Here is a 21,603-nt window from a genome sequence, read left to right on the forward strand (position 1 = left end):
ATCCGCCTTGCATCCCATCCCGATCCGGCTGCCGCGCCTCCGCAAGGACTCCTTCAGCGCTTTCCTAAGCCTGGTCACACCTGGCGGAACTGCGCCAGCGTCAGCAGCAGGTTGCGCGTGGCGCCATCCACTGCATCAAGCGGCCTGTGCACCACCGCCGTGTGGCGCGTCAGGGCGGGCTTGAGCGGCACCACCTGCACGCCCTGGTGCAACTGCTCGCCGGCATGCTCCAGCGGCAGCACCGCGGCGCCGTAACCCGCGGCCACCAGGCTTTTCATGGCCTCGTTGTAGTTGAGCTCGATGCGTGTGCGCGGGCTCAGGCCGGCATCGGCAAACCACTCCATGGTCAGGCGGTACATCTGCGTGGTCGAGTCGTTGAAGATCAGCGGCCGCGCGGCCAGCCATTGCGGCGTGATGCGTTTGGGCACCGGCCATGCCCGGGGCACAAAGGCCATCATCGGGTCGCTGCGCCAGTGCGCCATGACAATGCCGGGCCGGGCCGGTTGCGGCAAGGCCACCAGCCCCACATCCAGCGTGCCCTGGGCGAGCCGCTCCATGGCCTCTGCCGAGCCCAGGATGCTGACTTCGACATCAATGTCCGGGTGGGCGCGCTCCATGGCCTTGAGGACCTCGGGCAGCAGGTAGACCAGCACGCCGGTCGAGCTGCCCAGCCGCACGCGGCCGATGCGGCCCTCGACATGGCGCTGCACGGCGTCCACCGCATCGTCGGCATCGCGCAGCAGGCGCCTGGCGCGCTCGACCAGCACCACGCCGGCCGCGGTGGGCTCCACCTTTCTGCCGCCGCGCAGCACCAGTGTTGCCCCGAGCCGGCTTTCCAGCTCGCTGATGTGCAGGCTCACGGTGGGCTGGGCCAGATGCAGCGCCCGCGCCGCCGCCGAAAAAGTGCCCAGGTCGGTGATGGCCACCAGGGTGCGGAGTTGGTCGAGGTTCAGTTCACGCATCAGAGTTCATGCATCAGATATCCTGATAATTTCGATCAGAAAACTCAACTTCCACAATACCACGATCCATCGCACCATCGGGGGCTTCCACTTCAGGAGTACTCCGCCATGCTGCACAAGACCCTCGTCCTTCCCTTCGCGATGCTGACGCGCGGACTCGCACAATGGCTGCAGCCCAGGCCACGCGGGCCGGTGCCAGACAAGGGCTTGCAACAAAGCCGCGCCGAGCTGGAACAGATGAGCGCGCGGGAACTGAACGACCTGGGCATAGGCCGCGGCGACATTCCCGCCCTGCTCGACGACCCGGTGGGGTGGCGCAGGGACAGGCCCGGTTGATGGCCGGCATCGGCCCGGCAGCCGGTCAGTGGGTGATGGCCACCAGCACGCTGCAGGGCGCGTGTTCGATCAGCGACTTGGACACCGAACCGCGCCACCAGCGCGCCGCCCAGCCATCCAGATGTTTGTGACCGACGACGATCAGGTCGGCGTTGATCTTCTTCGCGTACTTGGTGATTTCGTCAACAGTTTCACCCACCACCACCTCGCCCTTGGCCTGGTGGCCCGCCCCGGCGAGCTGGCGCAAGCCCTCGTCCAGAATGCCTGTGTATTTTTCCTTCTCGTGTTCGGCCAGGCTTCTGTCGTACACGCCGCCTTCCACGCCGATCAGGTCCATGTAAAGCGGCGTCACGGCAATCAGGGTCAGCGAGGCCTGGCTCCACTGCGCAATCTCCTGGCAGTCCAGCAGCGCCTTCTGCCCCGCCTTGGAGCCGTCATACGCCAACAAAATTTGCTTGTACATGGGTGCATCTCCTGGAGAAAGTCAAAGGAAAGGGTTTCAGCAACGGTTCAAGGATAGACCTTACACCCCGGCCTCGCAACCCGGAGTTGTCCTGCACGGCCGCCGTGCTTGCTGCGAGAATGATTTGATGCGCCCACCCATCCCACCGTTCCAGTTGCCGCAGAGCCCCGCGCGCCGCCGCATGTTGCAGGCACTGGCAGCGGGCATGGTTGCCGGCACCGGCCCGGCCTTCGCGCTGCCCACCAGGGCGCTGCAGTTTCCGCGCGACTTTGGTGCACACCCCGACTTTCGCACCGAGTGGTGGTACGTCACCGGCCATGCCAACTCGGGCACACGCGAGTTTGGTTTCCAGCTCACGTTTTTCCGCTCGCGCGTGGATGGCACGCAAGGCATGGCCTCGAAGTTTGCCGCCAAACAACTGATCTTCGCGCATGCCGCCGTCACCGACGTGGCGGGCAACAAACTCTGGCACGACCAGCGCATTTCGCGCGAAGGTTTTGACATTGCCAGTGCCGGCACGCAGGGCATGGCCCTCAAGCTGCGCGACTGGTCCCTGCAAAGCCAGGGCCGCACCCACAGCGCGCGCCTGCCCGCCACCGACTTTGTGCTGAACCTGCAATTCACCGAAACCCAGCCGCTGCTGCTGCAGGGCGACAAGGGCCTGTCGCGCAAGGGGCCGGAAGAAAAACAGGCCAGCTACTACTACAGCCTGCCGCAACTGGCCACCAGCGGCAGCCTGCAGGTCAAGGGCCAAAACTTCAACGTCAGCGGCAAGGCCTGGCTGGACCACGAGTGGAGCGAAGAGATACTGCACCCCAGCGCCGTGGGCTGGGACTGGATAGGCATGAACCTCGACGACGGCAGCGCGCTGACCGCCTTCCGCCTGCGCGACAAGGCCGGCAACGCCCTGTGGGACGGCGGCTCCTTCCGCTCCGCCCAAGGCGAGCTTTTCCCGTTCAGCCGCGGCGAAGTGATTTTCAAACCCGTGCGCCGGTGGAAAAGCCCGCTGAGCCAGGCCAGCTACCCGGTCGAGTGGATAGTGCGCACTCCGGCGGATTTCTACACCGTCAAGGCTGTCATCGACAACCAGGAGCTCGACAGCCGCCAGTCCACCGGCGCCATCTACTGGGAAGGCCTGAGCGAGTTGATCGACAGCAACGGCAAGCGCGTCGGGCGGGGGTACCTGGAGATGACGGGGTATGCGGCGCCGCTCCGGGTGTAGCAAGGCGTCGAGCGCGCCATCGGCCACGATACACTTTGCGGGGCCGCATGTCCGGATGCCGGACTTGCTCACTTGCCAAAGAGATATTCATGGCGCTGGAGACCGCAGTCGCCGTCGAGCTCAAGGACTTCCTCGCCCTGCCCCAACCCAGCCCCACGCAGCAGATAAGTTAGGGCGCAGCATTCAGCCAGGGCATCGACGTGTTTCTGCCGGCGTGCGCCGGCCCGCACCCGGTCGCCATCCTGATCCAGGGCGGCGGCTGGTCGGACTTGCCGGGCGCGGGGCATTTTGATCTGGTCACACCGGGCACGCCGGCGTTTGAGGCGGTGTTCGAAGAGGTGCAGCGCCTGCTTCAACAACTTTCTTTTGAGAAAAATCGGCCTCCAGCCCATAACCAGCAAGCGCGAGCAGCTATCAAATAGCTAGCATCTTCGGATTCAACCGCGCGCTGGTGGCTTACGCCGCCGCGGCGCCTTCTGACTGGCCGCCTGCCCGGCGGGCTGCGCCGCTTCACCTGCCAGCGCCTGCGACACGGCTGCCGCCTGCGCGAGGATGCTGTCCTTGATGGCGACAAAGGCCGAGTCTTCCAGCAAGGTGGCCCGGCACCACAGATGGATGTTGCGGGCTTGCGGGCGCGCGCGCAGGGCCAGCTCGACGATGGGGAAATGCTGCTGCAGCAGGCGCGTCGGGAAGCGCGGCAGCACCGACAGGTGCCGCCCCTGCGCCAGCAGGCGAAGCAGCAGCATGGCTTCACCCAGCACCGTGATCTCGCTGCGCGGCGTGACCACGCCGGCTTCCTCGAGCATCTCGCGCACATGCTGCTCGAAGGGTGAGGCCGTGCCCAGGCTGATCCAGCCCAGGCCTTCACTGCTGCCGGGCGACAGCACACCGCCGGCAGCCAGCGGGTGGCTGGCGCCGCAGAACACACCGAGGTCGTCTTCCACCAGCAGAAAGCGCTCTATCCCCGGCGGCGGCCGGTCCAGCCACGAGGGCGCAATCACGATCTCGTGCCGCCCGTCGATCAGCTGCTCGACCAGCAAATGCGGCCGGTCGCTCTGCACCGTCACGTGGATGGCCGGCTGTTGCCGCAGCAGCTCTTCGACCACGCCGGGCAGAAAAGCTGCACCTATCAGCGGCCCCACGCCGATGCGCAGGGTGCGGCTCAGGCCCCCGCGATGCCGCGCGCTGACTTCTGCGGCGTCTTTCAGCCGCCTGGCGATGGCCCGGCCCTCGCGCGCCAGCATGTCGCCGAGCGCGGTGCTACGCACGCCCAGGCGGCTGCGCTCGAACAGCCTGCCGCCGGCCTGCATCTCCAGCGTCTGCATGTTGTGCGTCAGCGTGGGCTGGGTCAGGTGCAGGTGCTGGCTGGCCTGGGTGATGGAGCCTTTTTCCAGGATGGTCGCGAGCTGGATCAGGTGGCGGGGGTCCATAGGAAATTTTTAGTTCAAATTGAATATTAACGATTTTACAAATACCCCAGAGCTTTTTATGCTGGAGCTACTTTGAAATCCCCCAACATCATCTTTATCGTCGCCGACGACCTCGGTTATGCCGACCTCGGGTGTTATGGCGGCCGCAACGAAAGTTACGGTCCGGTCTCCCCCCACATCGACGCGCTGGCCGCCGGCGGCCTGCGTTTCACCCAGGCGTATTCGAATTCGCCGGTGTGTTCGCCGACGCGTTTTGCGCTCATGACCATGCGCTACCAGTACCGCGTGCGCGGCGGCATGGAAGAACCCATCAACAGCAAAAGCAAGGGCAGCACCACCCTGGGCCTGCACCCCGAGATCCCGACCCTGCCTTCGCTGCTGCGCGAGGCGGGGTATGCCACCGCACTGATCGGCAAGTGGCACCTGGGTTACCCGCCGGCCTTCGGGCCGCTGCGCTCGGGCTACGACGCGTTCTACGGCATCATGGCCGGCGGCGTGGACTACTTCACCCACTGCTCCGGCAAGGGCGATCACGACCTGTACATCGACGAGGAAGAACACCACGAGGTCGGCTACCTCACCGACCTGCTGTCGCAACGAGCGGTCAGCCACGTCGAGCAGATGGCCGACGGCGCCAGGGCCGGCAAGCCCTTCTTCCTGAGCCTGCACTACACCGCACCGCACTGGCCCTGGGAAACGCGCGATGACGTGGCGCTGGCGCCGCAGGTGTCCAGCCTGTTCCACCTCGATGGCGGCAATGTGCAGACCTACCGCCGCATGATCCACCACATGGACGAGGGCATAGGCCGCATCGTCGAGGCGCTGCGCCAGCAGGACCTGCTGGACGACACGCTGATTGTTTTCACCAGCGACAACGGCGGCGAACGCTTCTCCGACAACTGGCCGCTGGTCGGCGGCAAGATGGACCTGACCGAGGGCGGCATCCGCGTGCCCTTTGTGGCGCACTGGCCAGCGGGCATCAGCGCCGGCGGCGTGAGCCCACAGACCTGCATGACCATGGACTGGTCGGCCACGCTGCTGGAACTCGGCGGCGGCCAGGCCCACCCGGACTTTCCGCTCGACGGCGTCTCGCTGGCGCCGGTGCTGCGCGCGCCCACGCAGACCTTTGAGCGCCCGCTGTACTGGCGCATGAACCACCGCCACCAGCGCGCGCTGCGCTGGGACAACTGGAAATACCTGAAGGTCGATGAGCACGAATACCTGTTTGACCTGGGCGCCGACGAACGCGAGCGCGCCAACCTGGCGAAGCGGCACCCGGAGCGCTTCGAGACCCTGCGCCAGACCTGGCTGGACTGGAATGCGACCGTGCCCGCCATCCCCGAGGACGCGGCCGTCAGCCTCGGTTATTCGTACGCGGACATGCCGCAGCGCTGAGCTTTGAATTCATCAAGAAAGAGAGAAAGAGACATGAGCACACCGACATCCACCACCACCCGCCCCTTCACCCGCTTGGCCCTTCTGGGCTTGCTGCCCCTGTGCCTGAGCGCGGCCCATGCCCAGGCCTGGCCGGACAAAGCCATCAAGCTGCTGGCGCCTTCCACCGCAGGCGGGCCGCCCGACGTGTACGCACGCGCGCTGGCCGATCACCTGTCCAAAACGCTGGGCCAGCCGGTGGTGGTTGAAAACGTGCCGGCGGTCGGCGGCATGATTGCGGCACAGCAGATCCAGCGCGCGGCCGCCGATGGCTACACGCTGCTGGTGAACACCGCCGGCATGATGACGATCACGCCCAGCGCCAATCCGAAAGCGCGTTACCAGGGCGCAGATTTCACGCAGGTCTGCCAGGGGGTGGAGGCGGCGCTGGTGCTGGCGGCCAACCCGCAACTGGGACCCAAAACCTGGCCGCAACTGTCACAGTGGCTCAAGGCAGAAAAAACACCGCCCACCTACTCGTCGTATTCACCGGGTTCACCCGCGCACTTCCTCGGCTACCAGCTCTCCGAGGCACTGAAGGTGGACATGACACACATCCCCTACAAAAGCAGCCCGCAGCAGATCACCGACATGATTGGCAATGTGACGCCGCTGGGCTTTGTGCAGATCGCCACCGCCAGCCCGCACATCAAGGCCGGCAAGCTGGTCGCCTTTGCCACCACCGGCACCCAGCGCTCGCCGCAGCTGCCTGACGTGCCGACGGTCGGCGAGATCGGCCTGCCGCAGCTGGCCACCACGGTCTGGTTCGGGCTCTCGGGGCCCAAGGGCCTGCCGGCGCCCATCGTCCAGCGCCTGACCGAGGCCCACCAGCAGTTTGCCGCCTCGGCGGACGCGCAGGCGCGCATGGTCACAGCCGGGCTGACGCTCACACCGGGCATCTGCGGTGACCGTTTCCTGAAAAACATGGAAGCGGAATCGGTGCGCTGGGGCCGGGTGATCAAGGCCAGCGGGTTTGTCGCCGACTGACAAGCCTGTCGTGTCGAGCGCCTGGGAATGTGCCGAGGCCACAAGCCAAATCGGCCTCCAGCCCTTTATTGGTGAGTGTAAGCAGCTATCAAATAAATAGCGACACCCCACACACCTCGAACCGGAGCCCCGCCTGCCCTACCCCACCGGTTTCGTTTTGGCTCCCAGGATTTCCTCGTCGCTGGCCAACAAGCGCTAAACGCCGTAGGGGAGCCTGGAAGCCATCATCTTCCTGCGGTCCATCTTTCGCCCGTCAACAATGAACGTTCCGTCGCCCACAGCATGAACCGTGCGCTTCTCCCTGCGCGTGGTATCGACCCAGGCGGCGACCGCCTCCAACACGACAATGTTGTGCTTTTTGACGATATCGATGACCTTGCACTCGATGTTGGCGAGGCACTCCTTGATCAGAGGTGTCCTGACGACTTTGCCCGGCACAGGGGTTAGCTTGAATTTGCCAAACTTGTCTGTGTCTTTTCCGGAGCACGTCCCGATGCCGACCACCTTGTCCAGCATGTCCACCGTGGGAATGGCAATGACGCACTCCCTGCTTTTTCGCAAGGCCACGTAAGAGTGATTCCATGGGCCGGTGGTGATGGCAAATACCGGCGTGAAATCCATCACCATGGTCCAGGAGATCGTCATGATGTTGTCTTTCTTCCCACCATGGGTCGTCACCAGGACAACAGGCCCTGATTCCATCAGGGTAAAAGCCCTGCCCAGCTCCAGGTCATGCATGAGAGTTCCTCTTGATATACGTTTGACCGACGCCGGCATCGATCAAGGCTCGTGCGTGAATCTTGCGGTTTACACCGCTACCCGTCCAAAAAAGCACCCTCCCATAAATGGAGGATGCGGCAGCATGCGCGCCCGGCGAGAATGGACCCAGAATACTTTTTCTGGGGGCCTCAATGCAAATCCTGGTCGTGGCAACAAGCTCCAGCCTCCGTCTTCTAGCGGCAGGTCTCCTTGCATTCGCAATTGTCGGCTGCAGCACCATCACGCACAAGCAGACAGTGGGCACACCAGAAGACAAAGTGCCCCAACATATTGCGATCTTCTTTGACGGCACGCACAACGATGAAGCGTCGGATACAAATATCAAACGCCTGCACTCACTGGTGAGCTTGCAAGGGCGCCCGGACCTCTCTACCTTGTACATCGAAGGGGTTGGTACACGCGCCGACATTGCGGGCATGGCCACCGGATACGGGATCGGTGAGCGGGTGCGCATCGCCTATGACTTTCTCTTGAAGCATCACCGCCCGGGAGACAAGGTGTACCTGTTTGGCTTCAGCCGCGGCGCTTATGCCGCGCGGGTATTGAACTCGCTGCTGTACCACGCTGGCTTGCCCGCGAAGCCCGACAACCTGACACATTCGGAACTGGCCGAAACGGTCTACAAGTTGGTCAAGGTCGAGAGCGACTATCCCGCACAATACGAGCCATTACGACGTCAACGGGTGCAAGAGGAACTTCTGACACACAAATTGGGCCCCGCACCGGCTGTGGAAGTACAGGTGCTTGGACTTTGGGACACCGTGGAAGCACTCGGCGCACCCAACTGGCTGAGCCGGATCAGCCACAAAGCCCAGATTCAGCAGCACCTCGCGGACGTCGATAACGCGAATTCACGGTACGGCGACAAGCTGTGCAACGTTCATCATGCGTTTCACGCCATGTCCATTGATGACAATCGCGAATGGATTTTTACGCCGCAGCTCTTGACGCGTCGGCATCTTTTCGCCGGATGCTCGCCCGCCGAGCGCCCTCCCATTCTCGACGAGCATGGCAACGTGCGGCTAGACCGGCTTCGCGAGGTGTGGTTCGCGGGCGCACATTCTGATGTAGGTGGTGGGTACGCAGATTCACGCATGAGCGGGGTGAGCTTGAACTGGATGCTTGAGGAGATGCACAAAGCAAAAGTGGATCTTGTGCCGACAGGAACCAAAGTACCGGAGGATCGTTTTGGCACAAGCCACAACCCCGAGGCCGGTGCTTTCTCGCCCATCTATCACTCGATCAACCGCGACCTGGTTGCGTACGTGCGCAGCGACGCCAGCCTGGTGAACCGGCTGTGCGTGCACCCATCGGTGTTTGAAAGGCGGAAATTCGTTCCTGTGAGATCGCACGAGAACAGTCAGTTGGAGTTGCGAAGGCCTGGACGCGCATGCCTGAAGATGGCGGCGCCGCAACTCAACAGCCTGGACGCGCGTGGTCGACTCACACAATTTTTGGAAACGAAAGATCAGTGTCCACCAGGCACCGCGGCCATCCTGGACGTACGTAAAGATCCGGATTGCTAAGGGAGATGGCAATGAACGCTCGTCATATTTTTCTCCCCGTGGTTCTCCTGGTTGCAGCTACCCTGAGTGGTTGTGCGGCGGTCAGGTATGAACCCACTTCTTACGACTCGCCCAAGCCCGTTCTGAAGGATGTGCCGGGCTGCCTGCCGGCGGGCTCCCTTGCTCCAGGCGGTGAGTGTCTCGCGCTTGTGCGGGCCGACCAGTGGTGGTCCGACACTGGCGTAAGTGTGAAGAAAGGGGTGGCCTACCGGCTGACCGTTCCCCCGCATCAGGTCTGGTTCGACAAGGGCATCGTCAATAGACCGCCTCACGGTGACCCCGGGAACCGACTCATGAATCTTTTTGCGCGCTACAAGCGACATGGGGGGGGCTTGTGGTTCAGCCTGATTGCTGCGGTCGTCGAGCCTGGTTCTGGCCTGGACAGACGGGAGTATCAAAGCGTCGATATCGGAGCCGCCAGCAACAAGGATTGCGACAGCGTTATTTTCGTGGCGAAGGAGGATGGCGCCCTCTCGCTCTACCCCAATGATGCAAAGGGACCTGCCACGCACCCTGCCTTTTTCTACGAGAACAACAGCGGCCAGATCTGGGTGCGAGTGCGCCGGCTAAGGGCCGAAGAAGCGCCGGCGGCAATAGCAACAACAACAACAACAACCGGGGTGGCCGATGAATGCAGGCCTGCGGACTAGTCCGGCGGTCGCCCCATACCCCAGGAGCGGGCGTGTGTGTTTCCGTACTGACGACCAAAAATCTCAGGCGAAGAATGCCTGGCGTGATGCCCGGCGCACGCAAGCTATCGGTCATCGAACATTCCCGATAAATAGAAAGTCGCCATGACAAGTTCCGAATGCGACATGGAACGTTTTAGGCCTTCAGCCCTTTGATGGCGGGCGCCACCAGCTACCAAATAAGTAGCATCCTCCCACGCGCGGGATGGAGGTCCTGCCAACCCTACTCCACCGGCACCTGCCCAGACTGGTTCATCTGGTCTTTCAGCGTTATGCCTGGGTGTTGTTGAAGTCGCCTCCGGCTCGACAGCCAGGCAATCTTGGCCACTGCGGCCAGCGGGGTCAAGCCCTGGGGCCGGAGTTGGCGACTGGGTTGCCGGGCTGTACGCTGCCAGGTCTGGCGTTTCTGAAAATGAGCGGGGGCACAGTCTCCCGTTTTTTGTGGCACCTGCTGGCGCAGCCATTTGCATCTAGAGGCGGATCTGCTTTCAGCCCTTCACTGGCGGGCGCAAGCTGCTGGCGCGCGACAGCGCTGTGCAGGACATGCGGCGCCAGACCCGGCCGGGACGCACCCGATCAACGCGAGCCGGCGCGCCACCATGCCGGGGTGCTGCGCAGGACCCGTTCAAGGACCACCAGGGCCAGACACGCTGACGCCAGCAGAAATACCACGAAGAAATAGTCGAGCACGCCCATTAGCGTGGCCTCCTGCGCAGCCCACAGTCCAACGTGGGCCACCGCCAGACGCGGCGCGCTGCCTGCGTCATGCGTGCTCGCAAAGTAGCGGGTCAACTGCTCCAGCGTCTGCTGCAGGGCCGGGTTCGACGGCGACAGGCTTTCGCTCAATCGCGTGAAGTGAAGGCTGCTGCGCCACTGCAGGCATAGCGTCGCCAGCGCCATGCCCGCGGCCAGACCGAACTGCGCCAGCATGTTCTTCACCTGGTTGGCGTGCGAAAACGTGCTGTCGTCCTGCGGCAGGGTCTGGAAGGTCTGCATGGCCGTGGCAGACAGTACCGTGATCACGAACACGCCATTGCACAGCAGGGCGGGCACGACACTTTGCATCGGGTTGGCCGATTCACTGAGCCCGGAGAGCTGATAACCACACAGCAACAGCGCACCGAAGCCCGCGATGTAGTAGCGCGTTGGCCCCGGATACCGGGGGATCAGTCTCGCCAGCACGATCCAGCTGGCCACGCTGGCCAGAGCGCCCATTCCCAGGTAGCGGCCGACAATTTCCAGGGGCAACGCCAGGGTCCTCTGCAACAGCACGGGAAGCATGGTGTTGTTGGCGCCGAGGACGACATAACACACGCCAAAGATACCCAGGCCCAGAAGGTAGCGCCGCCGCGCCAGACGCTGGAATCCGATCAGCGGTCGTGCGCGCCGGCCGTTCAGATGTACAAACAGCCACAAGGCCGGCAGGGCCAGCGCCAACCCCGCGTACAGGGTCGTGGGATCGCTGAAAAAGTCGAAGCCGGAGCGCTGCAGCACGTACAGCAGCAAAAAACTGCCGCCCATCAGCACGAACAGGCCCGTTGGATGCGACTGGGAGCGGACTTCGCGCATCGGCAGTTCATTGGTCAGCGCGAACGCCGAGAGAACGATGATCAGCAAGGCGGGGACGAGCATGGCAAGGAAAGCCGCGCGCCAGCTCTGCGACGACAGCGCCATCGAGGCCAGCAGCGGCCCCGCAACGCCGCCCCACGCCAGTCCGGCAGCAAGAAACTTGATGCCGGTGAAGCGCCGGGGCGAAGGGGGTATGTGATTCACCAGCAGACGGCCTGAGGTCAGAAACGATGCGCAGCCTGTGGCCATCAGGATCCTTCCCAGGGCAAAGCTGGTCAAGCTGCCACTGAACCCACATACCAGCGCGCCGACAGCGAACAACACGCCGGAGCCCTGAACAAAACGCCGCCAGCCCAGGCGCTCGACCAGCCAGCGATGCATCGAGATCAAGCCAATGGCGACCACGGCATAAAGTGTGGCCACCAGGCTGTATTCCTCCGGGCTGGCAGCGAGCTCACCCATGACCGGCGCGGCATTGAAAGCCACGATGCCGGCCTGCAGGAAGTCGCTGAACGGCAGGCTCGCGATCAGTACGTACAGCAGGAGCTGCCGCCGTCTGGTGTCGGGCTGGAATGCTTGTGTTGTCGGCGTGCTCATGTTGGTTGCTCCCGGGGCCGTTACTTCGGCAGAGGCTCCTTGACCTTGCCGTCTTCGTCCATCACCAGCCAGGCCAGCAGCCTGGCAGGCCGGGTGCTACTGGCATTGCGCGAAACCAGGTGTGCGGCGCGCGGCGGCTCGTACCAGGACTCGCCGGCCCTGTAAGTGACCGGCAGCTGCCCGCCCAGTTGGGACACCACTTCGCCTTCGAGGACATAGGCGAACACCGAGCCCGCATGCAGATGCGGCAGCGAGGCTTGCCCCGGCGCGTAGCTGACGATGGCCATCACCACTTGCTTGCCCGGGACGTCGGGCAGGTTCTGCAGCTGCATCGGGCTGACTTTTTCCTCGCCGCCGCCCACGTCATGGGCGAAGACCCAGGGATGGACCAGCGACGCGGCGGCCAGCATGGCGATGACGGGTTTTCTGACATTCATCGCCCGCTCCTCAGGCTGTGAGCGTCTTGCGGAAACCAACCGACAGGCGATTCCAGCTGTTGATCAGGCCGATGGCCAGCGTCAAGTTGACGCATTCAGCTTCGGTGAAGTATGCAAGCAGCCCTTCGTAGTCCGCATCTGGCACGTGGGTGTCGGCTACGCGGGTGACTGCCTCGGTCCAGGCCAGACCAGCCCGTTCGCGCGGCGTGAAAAACGGTGTGTCGTTCCAGACCGACACGGTCTGGATGCGGCGCTCGCTGTCGCCCTTCTTGCGCAGGTCGCTGGCATGCAGCTCGATACAGAAGGCGCAGCCGTTGATCTGCGATGCGCGCAGCTTCACAAGATCGAGCAGTGCCGGCTCGAGGCCGAGTTTTCCAACGGCGACGTCGAGCGCGATCAGCGCCTTCATGGCATCGGGGGAAGCCTTGTAAAAATCCAGTCTCTGTGTCATGTCAACTCCTTCGGGTGGTTAAATAGTGCCTCTATGCTAGGGATGGATGCCCCGGCCTTCGGCGGCCAATCCGGACCTTTTTCAGGAGTCCAATTGATGGAACTGCACGTGGTAATCGATGGCAACAAGGACCTGACGGGGCAGTTGTACCGGCAGCTCAAGGAGGCCATCCGCTCAGGACGGCTGGCCCCGGGCGAGAAGCTGCCACCGTCGCGCTTGCTCGCCGAGCAGCTCAGCCTGTCGCGCAAAACCGTGGCAGAGGCCTATACCAGGCTCATCTACGACAAGCTGCTGGTCGGCCGTGTCGGCAGCGGCACCTTCGTCAGCGAAGGCGTGCCAGCCAAAACGCCGCCGGGCCCCAGCCCGGGCGTGGCCGGCCCGGCGGTGACCGAGCATTGGCGCAGCATGAAGACGCCGCTGCGCCATCCGGCCCCGGCGGGCAGTTCGCGCTATGAGTACATCGGTGGCGCGCCGGCCAGCGGCCTGTTCCCGCATGCTGACTGGCGTCGCTGCGTCCTGTATGCATTGCGCCAGGGCACGCGCTCGCGCGGGCTGTACGGTGAGGCCGAGGGCCTGCCGGCGCTGCGCGATGCCATCGCCCGGCACGTGGCCTTTTCACGCGGCGTGCGCTGCACCATGAGCGACATCATCGTCACCAACGGTGCGCAGCAGGCGCTGGATCTCGTGGCCCGGGTGCTGATCGAACCCGGCTGCACAGTGGCCGTCGAGGAGCCTGGTTATCCACCCGCACGCCAGCTGCTGGCAGCGCAGGGCGCGCGTGTTGTCGGCATACAGGTTGATGCCGAGGGTTTGCTGGTGGAGCACATTCCTGACGGCACGCGGCTCATCTACGTGACGCCGGCCCACCAGTTTCCACTCGGCATGCCGATGAGTGTGCGTCGCCGCGAGGCGCTCCTCTCGCGTGCGCAGGCGCTCGGCGCCATCATCCTCGAGGACGACTACGACAGCGAGTTCCGTTACGAGGGGCGGCCCACCGACTCGCTCCAGAGCATGGACAGCCACGGCACCGTGGCCTTCGTGGGGACCTTCTCGAAAACACTGTCGCCCGAACTGCGCCTGGGCTACCTGATCGCGCCGCCGGCCATATTGCAGGCAGTCAGTACCGCCAAACACCTGAGCGACTGGCATACCGCCACGCCGGCCCAATGGGCCCTCGCAAAATTCATCGGGGATGGCGACCTTCTCAAGCACATCCGTCGCTGCCACGCGATCTACGCGGAGCGGCGTGAGCGCATCATGCGCCGCTTCGAGAGCGATCTGTCGGCCTGGTTTGACCTGGTTCCGGCCAGCGCGGGCATTCACATGGCCGCACTGGGCAAGCAGCCGATCGACATGAACACACTCCTCAAGCTGGCGCGTCGGGTCGACGTCGGGCTTTATACGCTGGAAGGCTTCTACCACGCAAGTGTTCCGCTGGAGGGGCTGATGCTGGGCTATGGTGCCATTGACAGCGCCGATATCGACCCGTCGCTGGACCGCTTGCGCGACATCCTGACGCAGATGGGGTGAGCGGTCCGCCATCTGCCCCGTCTTTTTCCTACAGCCTTTGTCAACCCGTGCGGACAGGGCCGGCCACCCGCATCCACCACGATCAATCCCTTGCGGCGCGGCTCATGCCGCCCGCAGCCAGGGTTGTTCCTGTCAGGAGAGGATTTCAGATGAAGGCTTATCTCAAGTTCGGCGCGATGATCGCGACCTCGACCATCGTGATGTTCGGGCTCATGTACCTGAACACCTACGCGCTGGATCACATTTACTTCAGCCAGACGCGGGCCTGGATGGCACTGCTGATGGGCGCCGTCATGGCCATGGTCATGCTGGTGTTCATGTGGCCCATGTACCCGGACCGGCGCGTCAACACGGGCGTGTTGCTGGGCAGCGCGCTGGTGTTCGCGCTGTCGCTGTGGCTGGTTCGCAGCCAGCAGACGGTTGACGAGGTCTCCTGGATGCGCGCCATGATTCCGCATCACTCGATTGCCATCCTGACGAGCGAGCGCGCCCACATTTCAGACCCCCGCGTGAGGCGGCTCGCGGACGGCATCATCGACACCCAGCGCCGGGAGATCGCCGAGATGAAACAGCTTATCGAAGAGCTCAAGCCAGCCCACTGAACGCGGACGGCAGAAGGCGACGCGGCCTGTTCCCCGCCGGCGGTGAATGCCGGGGCGGGTCTGCCGCGCAATACAGCGTGGCGCACGGGCCGGGGATGCCTAAGGCCCGCAGCGCCTTCAGCGCCGTGAAGCGGGCGGCAACAGCGACGGCCTGAGGCCTCGCAGCCAAGCGGCAACAGTGTCAACACCACGGCAGGCCCCGGCGGCGATCAGGCCACTGACGTAGTTGAAGTCATTGCCGTTCGCGGACACCCAGTTGAAATTCCAGCCCATGCGCCGGCGGAAGCGCTCGATCTCGGGCAGCGTCGCACGCGAGACGGCAACGAAGCTCACGTCGCGTTGCGCCATGTGGAGCTTCATTCCGGCGGTGTGATCTGCCATGCAGGAGCAGCTGGGGCAGCCCTGCCCCCAGCCGGGGCCGAACATGAAGTACTGCACCATCAACTGGTGCCGCCCTTCGAAAAGGTCGGCAAGCGAACGTTTGCCTTCAGGCGTGTCAAAAATATAGTTCTTGTCGACACGGACCCAAGGCAACGCGCGGCGCTCGCCGGCGACCTGGTCGCGCAGGTCCAGCGCCACCGCCGCTTCGTCGAGGCGGCCGAGCAGCAGCAGGCGCCGCGCCGTGACCAGCCAGGCCTGCAAGGCGTTGCCGTTGTCGGCATGCGACTCCAGCGTGGCCGCCGCGGCTTCCAGTGAACGCGGCGAGCCGGTGAAGTCGCGCATGGCCATCGCCACCTCGGCTTCAGCGACCGCGCAGCGGGCGCGCGCCGGCTCTTCGTGCGCGCCGAAACCGCGGGCAGCCCGCTTGAGTAGTTCGCGCGCACGCGGGTGATCACCCAGCTGCGCCATCGCGATGCCTCGCAATGCCAGTGCCGGCGGGTCATCGCGCAGGGCCACCCGCTTGAGCGCGCCCAGCGCGTCGCCGGCGGCAAGCGCGCGGGCGGAGGCAGTGATCAGGGAATCCATGGCGAGAGCCTCCACGGTCGTGCAGCGGCGCGGGCAGCGCAAGCGCCTCACTCAGGGCCCGTGGCGTGCGGTCGTTGACTTAGCCTCGAGCTGCTGGTGCATCTGGTCTTTCAGCGCCACGCCCGAGCGCTTCTGCAAACGCATCTGGTTCAACAACCACGCGATCTTGGCCGCTGCGGTGTGTGGTGCCAGGCCCTCGGGACGGACGTTGGAGACGCAGTTGCGGTCGGCGTCGCTGGTGGCTGCGCCGGGCGCCCAGGTGATGTAAGCGCCCAGGCTGTCGGGCGACGACAGGCCGGGCCGCTCGCCGATCAGCACCAGCACCGCCTCGGCCTGCAGGGCGCGCGCCACGGCATCGCCGGCGGCGACGCGGCCGCGGTGCAGCAGCACCACTGGCGCCAGCGCCCAGCCCTGCGTTTGCAGCAGCGGCAGCAACGCTTCAAGCACCGGCAGGGCGTGGCGCTGCGTGGCCTGGGCGGACAGGCCGTCGGCCAGCACCACGGCCAGACCGCCGCGCGAGCCGCTGGCTTGCAGCAACGCCAGCGAATCAGCATCGAGCTGGCGCCCAAGGTCGGGCCGCATCAGGTAAGTGCGCCTGTCGGTGGCCGCGCTGCGGCAGACCAGCGCGGGCTGGCCCAGCAAAAGGGACAGGTCGGCCTGCAGGGCATCGGCATCCAGCGCGGCACCTACCGCGTCACGCGCCCGGGCGTGGGCCAGGCGAAAGTCCAGCAGGGCGGGTATGGCCAGCGAAGCGCCGGTGCGCGGCAAGCCGATACGTGCAGCCGTCAGCGGCCGCAGCGCCGCCCACAACTCGGCCGTGCCGTACGGCGTATCCAGTTCGGCTGGAGGCTGGGGTTGCTTCTTGTCGTTCATGGCTTGGTGCTGTTGCCCAGCAGTTGCCGGAAGGGCAGCGGCACGCCACCCGGCCGCACGCGGCCCTGGCCGTCCACCAGTCCCTGCGCGGCCAGCCACAACTCAAACTCGGGCGCGCACCGCTTGCCGAGCAGGTCGCGCATGGCCAGCGCGTCGTGGAAAGAGGTGCTCTGGTAGCCCAGCATGATGTCGTCGGCGCCGGGCACCCCCATGACGAAGTTGACGCCCGAAGCCACCAGTAAGGCCAGCAGCGCGTCCATGTCGTCCTGGTCGGCCTCGGCGTGGTTGGTGTAGCAGACGTCGCAGCCCATGGGCAGGCCCAGCAGCTTGCCGCAGAACTGGTCTTCCAGCGCGGCGCGCGTGATCTGCTTGCCGTCGTACAAATATTCGGGGCCGATGAAGCCGACCACCGTGTTGACGAGGAAGGGCTTGAAGTGGCGCGCCACGGCGTAGGCGCGCGCCTCCATGGTCTGCTGGTCCACGCCGTGGTGCTGGCCGGCCGACAGCGCGCTGCCCTGCCCGGTTTCGAAATACATCACGTTGTTGCCGACGGTGCCGCGCGCCAGCGACTGCGCGGCGTCGTGCGCCTCCTGCAGCAGCGCCAGGTTGATGCCAAAGCTGCGGTTCGCGCCCTCGCTCCCGGCGATGGACTGGAAGACGAGGTCCACCGGTGTGCCTCGCGCCATCAGGTCCAGCGTGGTCGTTACATGCGCGAGTACGCAGCTCTGCGTCGGTATGGCCAGCTTGCTGCGCACCTCGTCGAGCAGGCACAGCAGCGCGTGCGCGCTGTCGGGGCTGTCGGTGGCGGGGTTGATGCCTATCATCGCGTCGCCGGCGCCCAGCAGCAGGCCGTCGAGGATGCTGGCCGCGATGCCGCGCAAATCATCGGTCGGATGGTTCGGCTGCAGGCGCACTGAAAAGCGCCCGGGCAGGCCAACCGTGTTGCGAAAACGCGTGACCACGCTGCATTTGGCGGCCACGATCATCAGATCCTGCAGGCGCATGAGTTTGCTGACGGCGGCCACCATCTCGGGCGTCAGGCCGGGCGCCAGAGCAGTCAGCGTGGCGGTGTCGGTGCTGTCGGCCAGCAACCAGTCGCGCAGGCCGCCCACCGTGAGATGCGCCACGGGCGCAAAGGCAGCGCTGTCATGCCTGTCGATGATGAGCCGGGTGACCTCGTCGGTTTCATACGGCACCAGTGCGTTGCTGAGAAAATCTTTCAGCGGCACCTCGGCCAGCGCAAACTGCGCCGCCACCCGCTGCTCGGCCGAGGTGGCGGCCAGCCCGGCCAGCACGTCGCCGCTGCGCAGCGGCGAGGCACACGCCATCAAGGTGGCGAGGTCGCTGAACACATGGTTTTCTTGACCAACCGGCATACGGTACATCGCTGTGGGCCCAGGTTGCGGCGGCCGCTCCGGATCGGCCGGTGCGTTTGTCACCAGCCTCTATCGTAGGTGAAGCGCGCTTGATGCACCGCCGCGCGAGGTTTCGCGGGATCCGCAGCACCCCAAAAAAACACCCCGGGGCAAAGTTCATGCATGTTTTAACCCCTCAGCCTTTGCTACACCTGCGCAAGCAGCTATCAAATACATAGCTATTTGATGCCCCCTTTCGCGCCCGGGACCTCAAATCTGTACCCGCGTCCCCAGTTCAATCACGCAGTTGTTGGGCAGGCGAAAAAAGGCGGCCACGCTGCCTGCGTTGCGGGACATGATGGCAAACAGGGCTTCACGCCAGTGCGCCATGCCGGCGCCCCGGGTTGGCACCACAATCTCCCGGCTCAGGAAGTAGGACGTTTCAAACAGGTTGAAGGGCAAACCCTGGGCCTGACAGAGCGTCAGCGCCTTGGGGATATCCGGCGTATTGATGAAGCCGTAGTTGACCTGCACCCGCCAGAAGCCTGGCACCAGCGGTGTGACCTGGACCCGCTCCTCGAATGGGATCCACGGCACATCGTGGAACACCACGGTGAGGATCAGGTTGCGCTCGTGCAGCACCTGGTTGTGCTTCAGGTTGTGCATCAGGGCCTGCGGCACGGTGTCGGGGTTGGCCACGGCATAAACGGCCGTACGCGGAATGCGGCGCCCCTTGTCTGCGACCAGGGCCGTGATGAAGGGCAGCAGTTCGGGGTCGTCGCGGCGCATGCTTTCCATCAGCAGCTCCCGGCCACGCCGCCAGGTCGCCATGACAACGAAGATGGCCGCGCCCAGCACCAGCGGGAACCAGCCCCCCTGCCAGAACTTGAGCGAGCAGGAAATCACCAGCAGCAGGTCGAGCGCCAGAAACACGCCCGTGGCGGCAAGCGCCACTGGCAGCGGGTAGCCCCAGGCATGGCGCACCACAAAAAAGGTCAGCACGGTGGTGACCAGCATGGTCACCGTCACCGCGATGCCATAGGCCGAGGCCAGCGCCGAAGAACTGCCGAAACCGACGACGGCCAGCAGCACCGCCACCAGCAGCAGCCAATTGACCTCGGGCATGTAGATCTGGCCCGCCTCTTTGGCCGAGGTGTGCTGCACCTGCATGCGTGGCAACAGCCCCAGTTGCATGGCCTGTTTGGTCATGGAATAGGCGCCCGAGATCACCGCCTGGGAAGCAATCACGGTGGCCAAGGTGGCCAGCACCACGGCGGGGATCAGCCAGCTTTGCGGGAACAGGTGATAAAACGGGTTCTCCAGCGCGGACGGGTCGCGCATCAGCAGCGCGCCCTGCCCCATGTAGTTGATGCTCAGGGCCGGCAGCACCAGGCCCATCCATGCGAACTGGATGGGCCGCTTGCCGAAGTGCCCCATGTCCGCGTACAGCGCCTCGGCGCCGGTGAAGGCCAGCACGATGGCCCCCAGCGCCACAAACATGTGCCAGCCCTGCGAACGCAGGAAGGCGAACGCCTGCAGCGGATTGAGCGCGGCCAGAATGGCGGGTTGCTCGATGATCTGCAACAGGCCGGTGAAGGCCAGCACCCCAAACCACAAGACGATGATGGGTCCGAACAGCTTGCCGACCGTGCCTGTGCCGTAACGCTGCATGGCAAACAGGCTGATGAGCACCGCGATGGAAACGGGCAGCACGTAGGGCTTGAGCACCGGCGTCACCACCTCCAGTCCTTCGACCGCACTGAGTACCGAAATCGCCGGCGTGATCACGCTGTCGCCGTAGAACAGGGCAGCTCCCAATACACCGGCGAGCAACAGGATCACGCGCCGCCGCGGCGTCTTGCCTGCCGCCTTGGCCGCCAGTGCCGTCAAGGCCATGATGCCGCCCTCGCCGCGGTTGTCGGCGCGCAGGATCAGCAGCACGTATTTGAGCGTGACGACCAACATCAGGCCCCAGAAGATCACCGATGTGGCGCCGATCAGATGCGCCGCGTCCAGCGTTATGCCGGTGGCGGGGCCGAAGATTTCCTTCATGGTGTACAGCGGGCTGGTGCCGATGTCGCCGTACACCACACCCATGGCACCCAGGGTGAGTGCCGCCATGCTTTCGCGGCCGGAAGTCTTGGTCATAACCATCCATCAACAGTGAACAAGGCTTCACTGTCGCCGCCGGGGCATCAGGAACGCATAAGTGCGCGGCAGGTCAAGAGATTGCCAGGCGGTAACCCACGCCGGTTTCGGTCAGCAGATGGCGCGGCTCGGCCGAGTCGCGTTCTATCTTGGCGCGCAGCTGGGCCATGTAAAGCCGCAAGTAGTGCGTGTGCTCGGTGAACTCGGGCCCCCAGACATCGGCCAGCAACTGCCGGTGCGTGACCACCCGGCCGGCGCTGCGCACCAGCCGCGCCAGCAACTTGTATTCGGTCGGCGTCAGGTGCACGGGCTGGCCGTCGCACAGCACCACGTGCGACTGCAGATCAATGTGCAGGTCGTCCAGCGCATGCACGGTCACTGCGGCGGCCAGGGCGGTGCCGCGATGGCGCAGCGCCACCCGGATGCGCGCCAGCAGTTCGCCGACGCTGAAGGGTTTGGTCAGGTAGTCATCGGCGCCAGCATCGAGCAGCAGGATCTTCTGCGCCTCCTGGTGGCGCGCCGACACCACGATGATGGGAACGGCCTTGTGCCTGCGCACCTCACGCACCAGCTCGACCCCGTCGCCGTCGGGCAGGCCCAGATCCAGCACGATCACATCGGGAGGGTGGTGGCGCAGCATGGCCCCTGCTTCGCTCAGTGACACGGCGGTCTGCACCTCGAAGCCCTCCACCGACAACGACGATTGCATCAGCGCGCGTATTTCGCGGTCGTCCTCGACCACCAGCACACGAAGCGTCATGGCCCACCTCCCTGCGACGGCTGCACCTCGATCGGCAGGGCCAGCGAAAAGCTGCTGCCGCCGCCCTGGCGGCGCCTGAGCGTCAGGCGCCCGCCATGCGCCTGGGCAATCGCCCGGCACACCGCGAGGCCCAGCCCGGCGCCACGCGGGCCGGTCTGGTCGCCCCGGGCATAGGGCTCAAAAATGGTGGCCTGCGCGGCGTCGGGAATGCCTGCACCGCGGTCCTTGACCGAGACCACGAGCTCCTCCCCTTCGACGCTCACCGTCAGGTCAATCGCAGCCTCGCTGTACTTGAGCGCGTTGTCGAGCAGGTTGCCGAGCAGCTGCGCGAGCAGCACCGGATCGGCCTTGACCAGCGGCAGCCCTTCGGGCACCCGGGACCGGATTCGGCGGCCCGGGTCGTGGGGGGGGCCCCCCCCCCCCCCCCCCCCCCCCCAATAATACAAC

At 64.9% G+C, this 21,603-nt stretch carries 21 protein-coding genes and 2 pseudogenes; 8 read left to right on the top strand and 15 right to left on the bottom strand.

The genetic code is table 11. The features are described from left to right. Positions 1 to 74: 74 nt before the first annotated feature. A complete protein-coding gene (locus tag PSV33_RS06965; RefSeq protein ID WP_300560135.1) occupies positions 75 to 962 on the bottom strand; it encodes a LysR family transcriptional regulator in 888 nt (295 codons plus the stop codon). 108 nt (positions 963 to 1,070) lie between these two features. On the opposite strand from PSV33_RS06965, the gene PSV33_RS06970 reads away from it, so the two are divergent. Then, on the top strand, positions 1,071 to 1,298 hold the full coding sequence (locus PSV33_RS06970) for a DUF1127 domain-containing protein (RefSeq protein ID WP_300560137.1): 228 nt from the start codon (positions 1,071 to 1,073) through the stop codon (positions 1,296 to 1,298). Between the two features lie 25 nt (positions 1,299 to 1,323). Here the strand turns inward: PSV33_RS06970 and PSV33_RS06975 are convergent, their stop codons facing one another. Beyond that, on the bottom strand, positions 1,324 to 1,761 hold the full coding sequence (locus PSV33_RS06975; protein ID WP_300537358.1) for a universal stress protein: 438 nt from the start codon (positions 1,759 to 1,761) through the stop codon (positions 1,324 to 1,326). A 181-nt stretch (positions 1,762 to 1,942) separates the two neighbouring features. On the opposite strand from PSV33_RS06975, the gene PSV33_RS06980 reads away from it, so the two are divergent. After that, entirely contained in the window at positions 1,943 to 2,983 is a 1,041-nt protein-coding gene (locus tag PSV33_RS06980; RefSeq protein WP_300560166.1) for a lipocalin-like domain-containing protein, read from the top strand. Positions 2,984 to 3,051: 68 nt separating this feature from the next. Here PSV33_RS06980 and PSV33_RS06985 read toward each other — a convergent pair whose 3' ends face one another. Both PSV33_RS06985 and PSV33_RS06990 read right to left on the bottom strand, forming a co-directional pair. Then, positions 3,052 to 3,384, bottom strand: a complete 333-nt coding sequence (locus PSV33_RS06985; protein ID WP_300560139.1) for a hypothetical protein — start codon at positions 3,382 to 3,384, stop codon at positions 3,052 to 3,054. Between the two features lie 36 nt (positions 3,385 to 3,420). After that, entirely contained in the window at positions 3,421 to 4,413 is a 993-nt protein-coding gene (locus PSV33_RS06990; RefSeq protein ID WP_300560141.1) for a LysR family transcriptional regulator, read from the bottom strand. Positions 4,414 to 4,485: 72 nt separating this feature from the next. On the opposite strand from PSV33_RS06990, the gene PSV33_RS06995 reads away from it, so the two are divergent. Both PSV33_RS06995 and PSV33_RS07000 read left to right on the top strand, forming a co-directional pair. After that, complete coding sequence (locus tag PSV33_RS06995) at positions 4,486 to 5,808, top strand: sulfatase-like hydrolase/transferase (protein WP_300560143.1); 1,323 nt, start codon at positions 4,486 to 4,488, stop codon at positions 5,806 to 5,808. Between the two features lie 33 nt (positions 5,809 to 5,841). Further along, positions 5,842 to 6,834 (top strand): tripartite tricarboxylate transporter substrate binding protein, encoded by a 993-nt coding sequence (locus tag PSV33_RS07000; protein WP_300560145.1) that lies wholly within the window; start codon positions 5,842 to 5,844, stop codon positions 6,832 to 6,834. A 195-nt stretch (positions 6,835 to 7,029) separates the two neighbouring features. Here PSV33_RS07000 and PSV33_RS07005 read toward each other — a convergent pair whose 3' ends face one another. Beyond that, a complete protein-coding gene (locus PSV33_RS07005) occupies positions 7,030 to 7,572 on the bottom strand; it encodes a flavin reductase family protein (RefSeq protein WP_300560146.1) in 543 nt (180 codons plus the stop codon). 173 nt (positions 7,573 to 7,745) lie between these two features. Between PSV33_RS07005 and PSV33_RS07010 the strand changes: the two genes are divergently transcribed. Together PSV33_RS07010 and PSV33_RS07015 are read left to right on the top strand one after the other, a co-directional pair. After that, complete coding sequence (locus PSV33_RS07010; protein ID WP_300560148.1) at positions 7,746 to 9,140, top strand: DUF2235 domain-containing protein; 1,395 nt, start codon at positions 7,746 to 7,748, stop codon at positions 9,138 to 9,140. Between the two features lie 11 nt (positions 9,141 to 9,151). After that, entirely contained in the window at positions 9,152 to 9,829 is a 678-nt protein-coding gene (locus tag PSV33_RS07015; protein ID WP_300560149.1) for a hypothetical protein, read from the top strand. Between the two features lie 615 nt (positions 9,830 to 10,444). Here PSV33_RS07015 and PSV33_RS07020 read toward each other — a convergent pair. From PSV33_RS07020 to PSV33_RS07030, 3 genes are read right to left on the bottom strand one after another with little or no spacing between them, the layout of a single operon-like run. Then, positions 10,445 to 12,034: an MFS transporter gene (locus tag PSV33_RS07020; RefSeq protein ID WP_300560151.1), complete on the bottom strand. Its 1,590-nt coding sequence runs from the start codon at positions 12,032 to 12,034 to the stop codon at positions 10,445 to 10,447. 20 nt (positions 12,035 to 12,054) lie between these two features. Then, positions 12,055 to 12,471, bottom strand: a complete 417-nt coding sequence (locus tag PSV33_RS07025; RefSeq protein WP_300560152.1) for a cupin domain-containing protein — start codon at positions 12,469 to 12,471, stop codon at positions 12,055 to 12,057. 10 nt (positions 12,472 to 12,481) lie between these two features. Next, a complete protein-coding gene (locus tag PSV33_RS07030; protein WP_300560154.1) occupies positions 12,482 to 12,922 on the bottom strand; it encodes a carboxymuconolactone decarboxylase family protein in 441 nt (146 codons plus the stop codon). A 96-nt stretch (positions 12,923 to 13,018) separates the two neighbouring features. On the opposite strand from PSV33_RS07030, the gene PSV33_RS07035 reads away from it, so the two are divergent. Both PSV33_RS07035 and PSV33_RS07040 read left to right on the top strand, forming a co-directional pair. Continuing rightward, the gene (locus tag PSV33_RS07035; protein ID WP_300560155.1) at positions 13,019 to 14,452 is read left to right on the top strand and encodes a PLP-dependent aminotransferase family protein; all 1,434 of its coding nucleotides are present in this window, start codon (positions 13,019 to 13,021) and stop codon (positions 14,450 to 14,452) included. Between the two features lie 149 nt (positions 14,453 to 14,601). Then, on the top strand, positions 14,602 to 15,054 hold the full coding sequence (locus tag PSV33_RS07040; protein WP_300560157.1) for a DUF305 domain-containing protein: 453 nt from the start codon (positions 14,602 to 14,604) through the stop codon (positions 15,052 to 15,054). A gap of 222 nt (positions 15,055 to 15,276) precedes the next feature. On the opposite strand, the pseudogene PSV33_RS07045 reads toward PSV33_RS07040, so the two are convergent. The 7 genes and pseudogenes from PSV33_RS07045 to PSV33_RS07075 form a co-directional block, all read right to left on the bottom strand. Continuing rightward, a pseudogene (locus PSV33_RS07045) lies at positions 15,277 to 15,621 on the bottom strand (DUF899 family protein); the annotation flags it as partial. A gap of 3 nt (positions 15,622 to 15,624) precedes the next feature. Beyond that, positions 15,625 to 16,020 (bottom strand): annotated as a pseudogene (locus PSV33_RS07050) (helix-turn-helix domain-containing protein); the annotation flags it as partial. Positions 16,021 to 16,071: 51 nt separating this feature from the next. Continuing rightward, a complete protein-coding gene (gene eutC / locus PSV33_RS07055) occupies positions 16,072 to 16,893 on the bottom strand; it encodes an ethanolamine ammonia-lyase subunit EutC (protein ID WP_300560159.1) in 822 nt (273 codons plus the stop codon). Next, entirely contained in the window at positions 16,890 to 18,278 is a 1,389-nt protein-coding gene (locus tag PSV33_RS07060; protein ID WP_300560168.1) for an ethanolamine ammonia-lyase subunit EutB, read from the bottom strand. The genes eutC and PSV33_RS07060 overlap by 4 nt, the downstream gene beginning before the upstream one ends. A gap of 240 nt (positions 18,279 to 18,518) precedes the next feature. Continuing rightward, positions 18,519 to 20,396, bottom strand: a complete 1,878-nt coding sequence (locus PSV33_RS07065; protein WP_300560161.1) for a potassium transporter Kup — start codon at positions 20,394 to 20,396, stop codon at positions 18,519 to 18,521. A 73-nt stretch (positions 20,397 to 20,469) separates the two neighbouring features. Further along, positions 20,470 to 21,156, bottom strand: a complete 687-nt coding sequence (locus PSV33_RS07070; RefSeq protein WP_300560162.1) for a response regulator — start codon at positions 21,154 to 21,156, stop codon at positions 20,470 to 20,472. Continuing rightward, positions 21,153 to 21,530, bottom strand: a complete 378-nt coding sequence (locus tag PSV33_RS07075; RefSeq protein WP_300560164.1) for an ATP-binding protein — start codon at positions 21,528 to 21,530, stop codon at positions 21,153 to 21,155. The genes PSV33_RS07070 and PSV33_RS07075 overlap by 4 nt, the downstream gene beginning before the upstream one ends. Positions 21,531 to 21,603 lie beyond the last annotated feature (73 nt).

This window comes from Polaromonas sp., assembly GCF_029945895.1.
Taxonomy (GTDB): Bacteria; Pseudomonadota; Gammaproteobacteria; order Burkholderiales; family Burkholderiaceae_C; genus Polaromonas.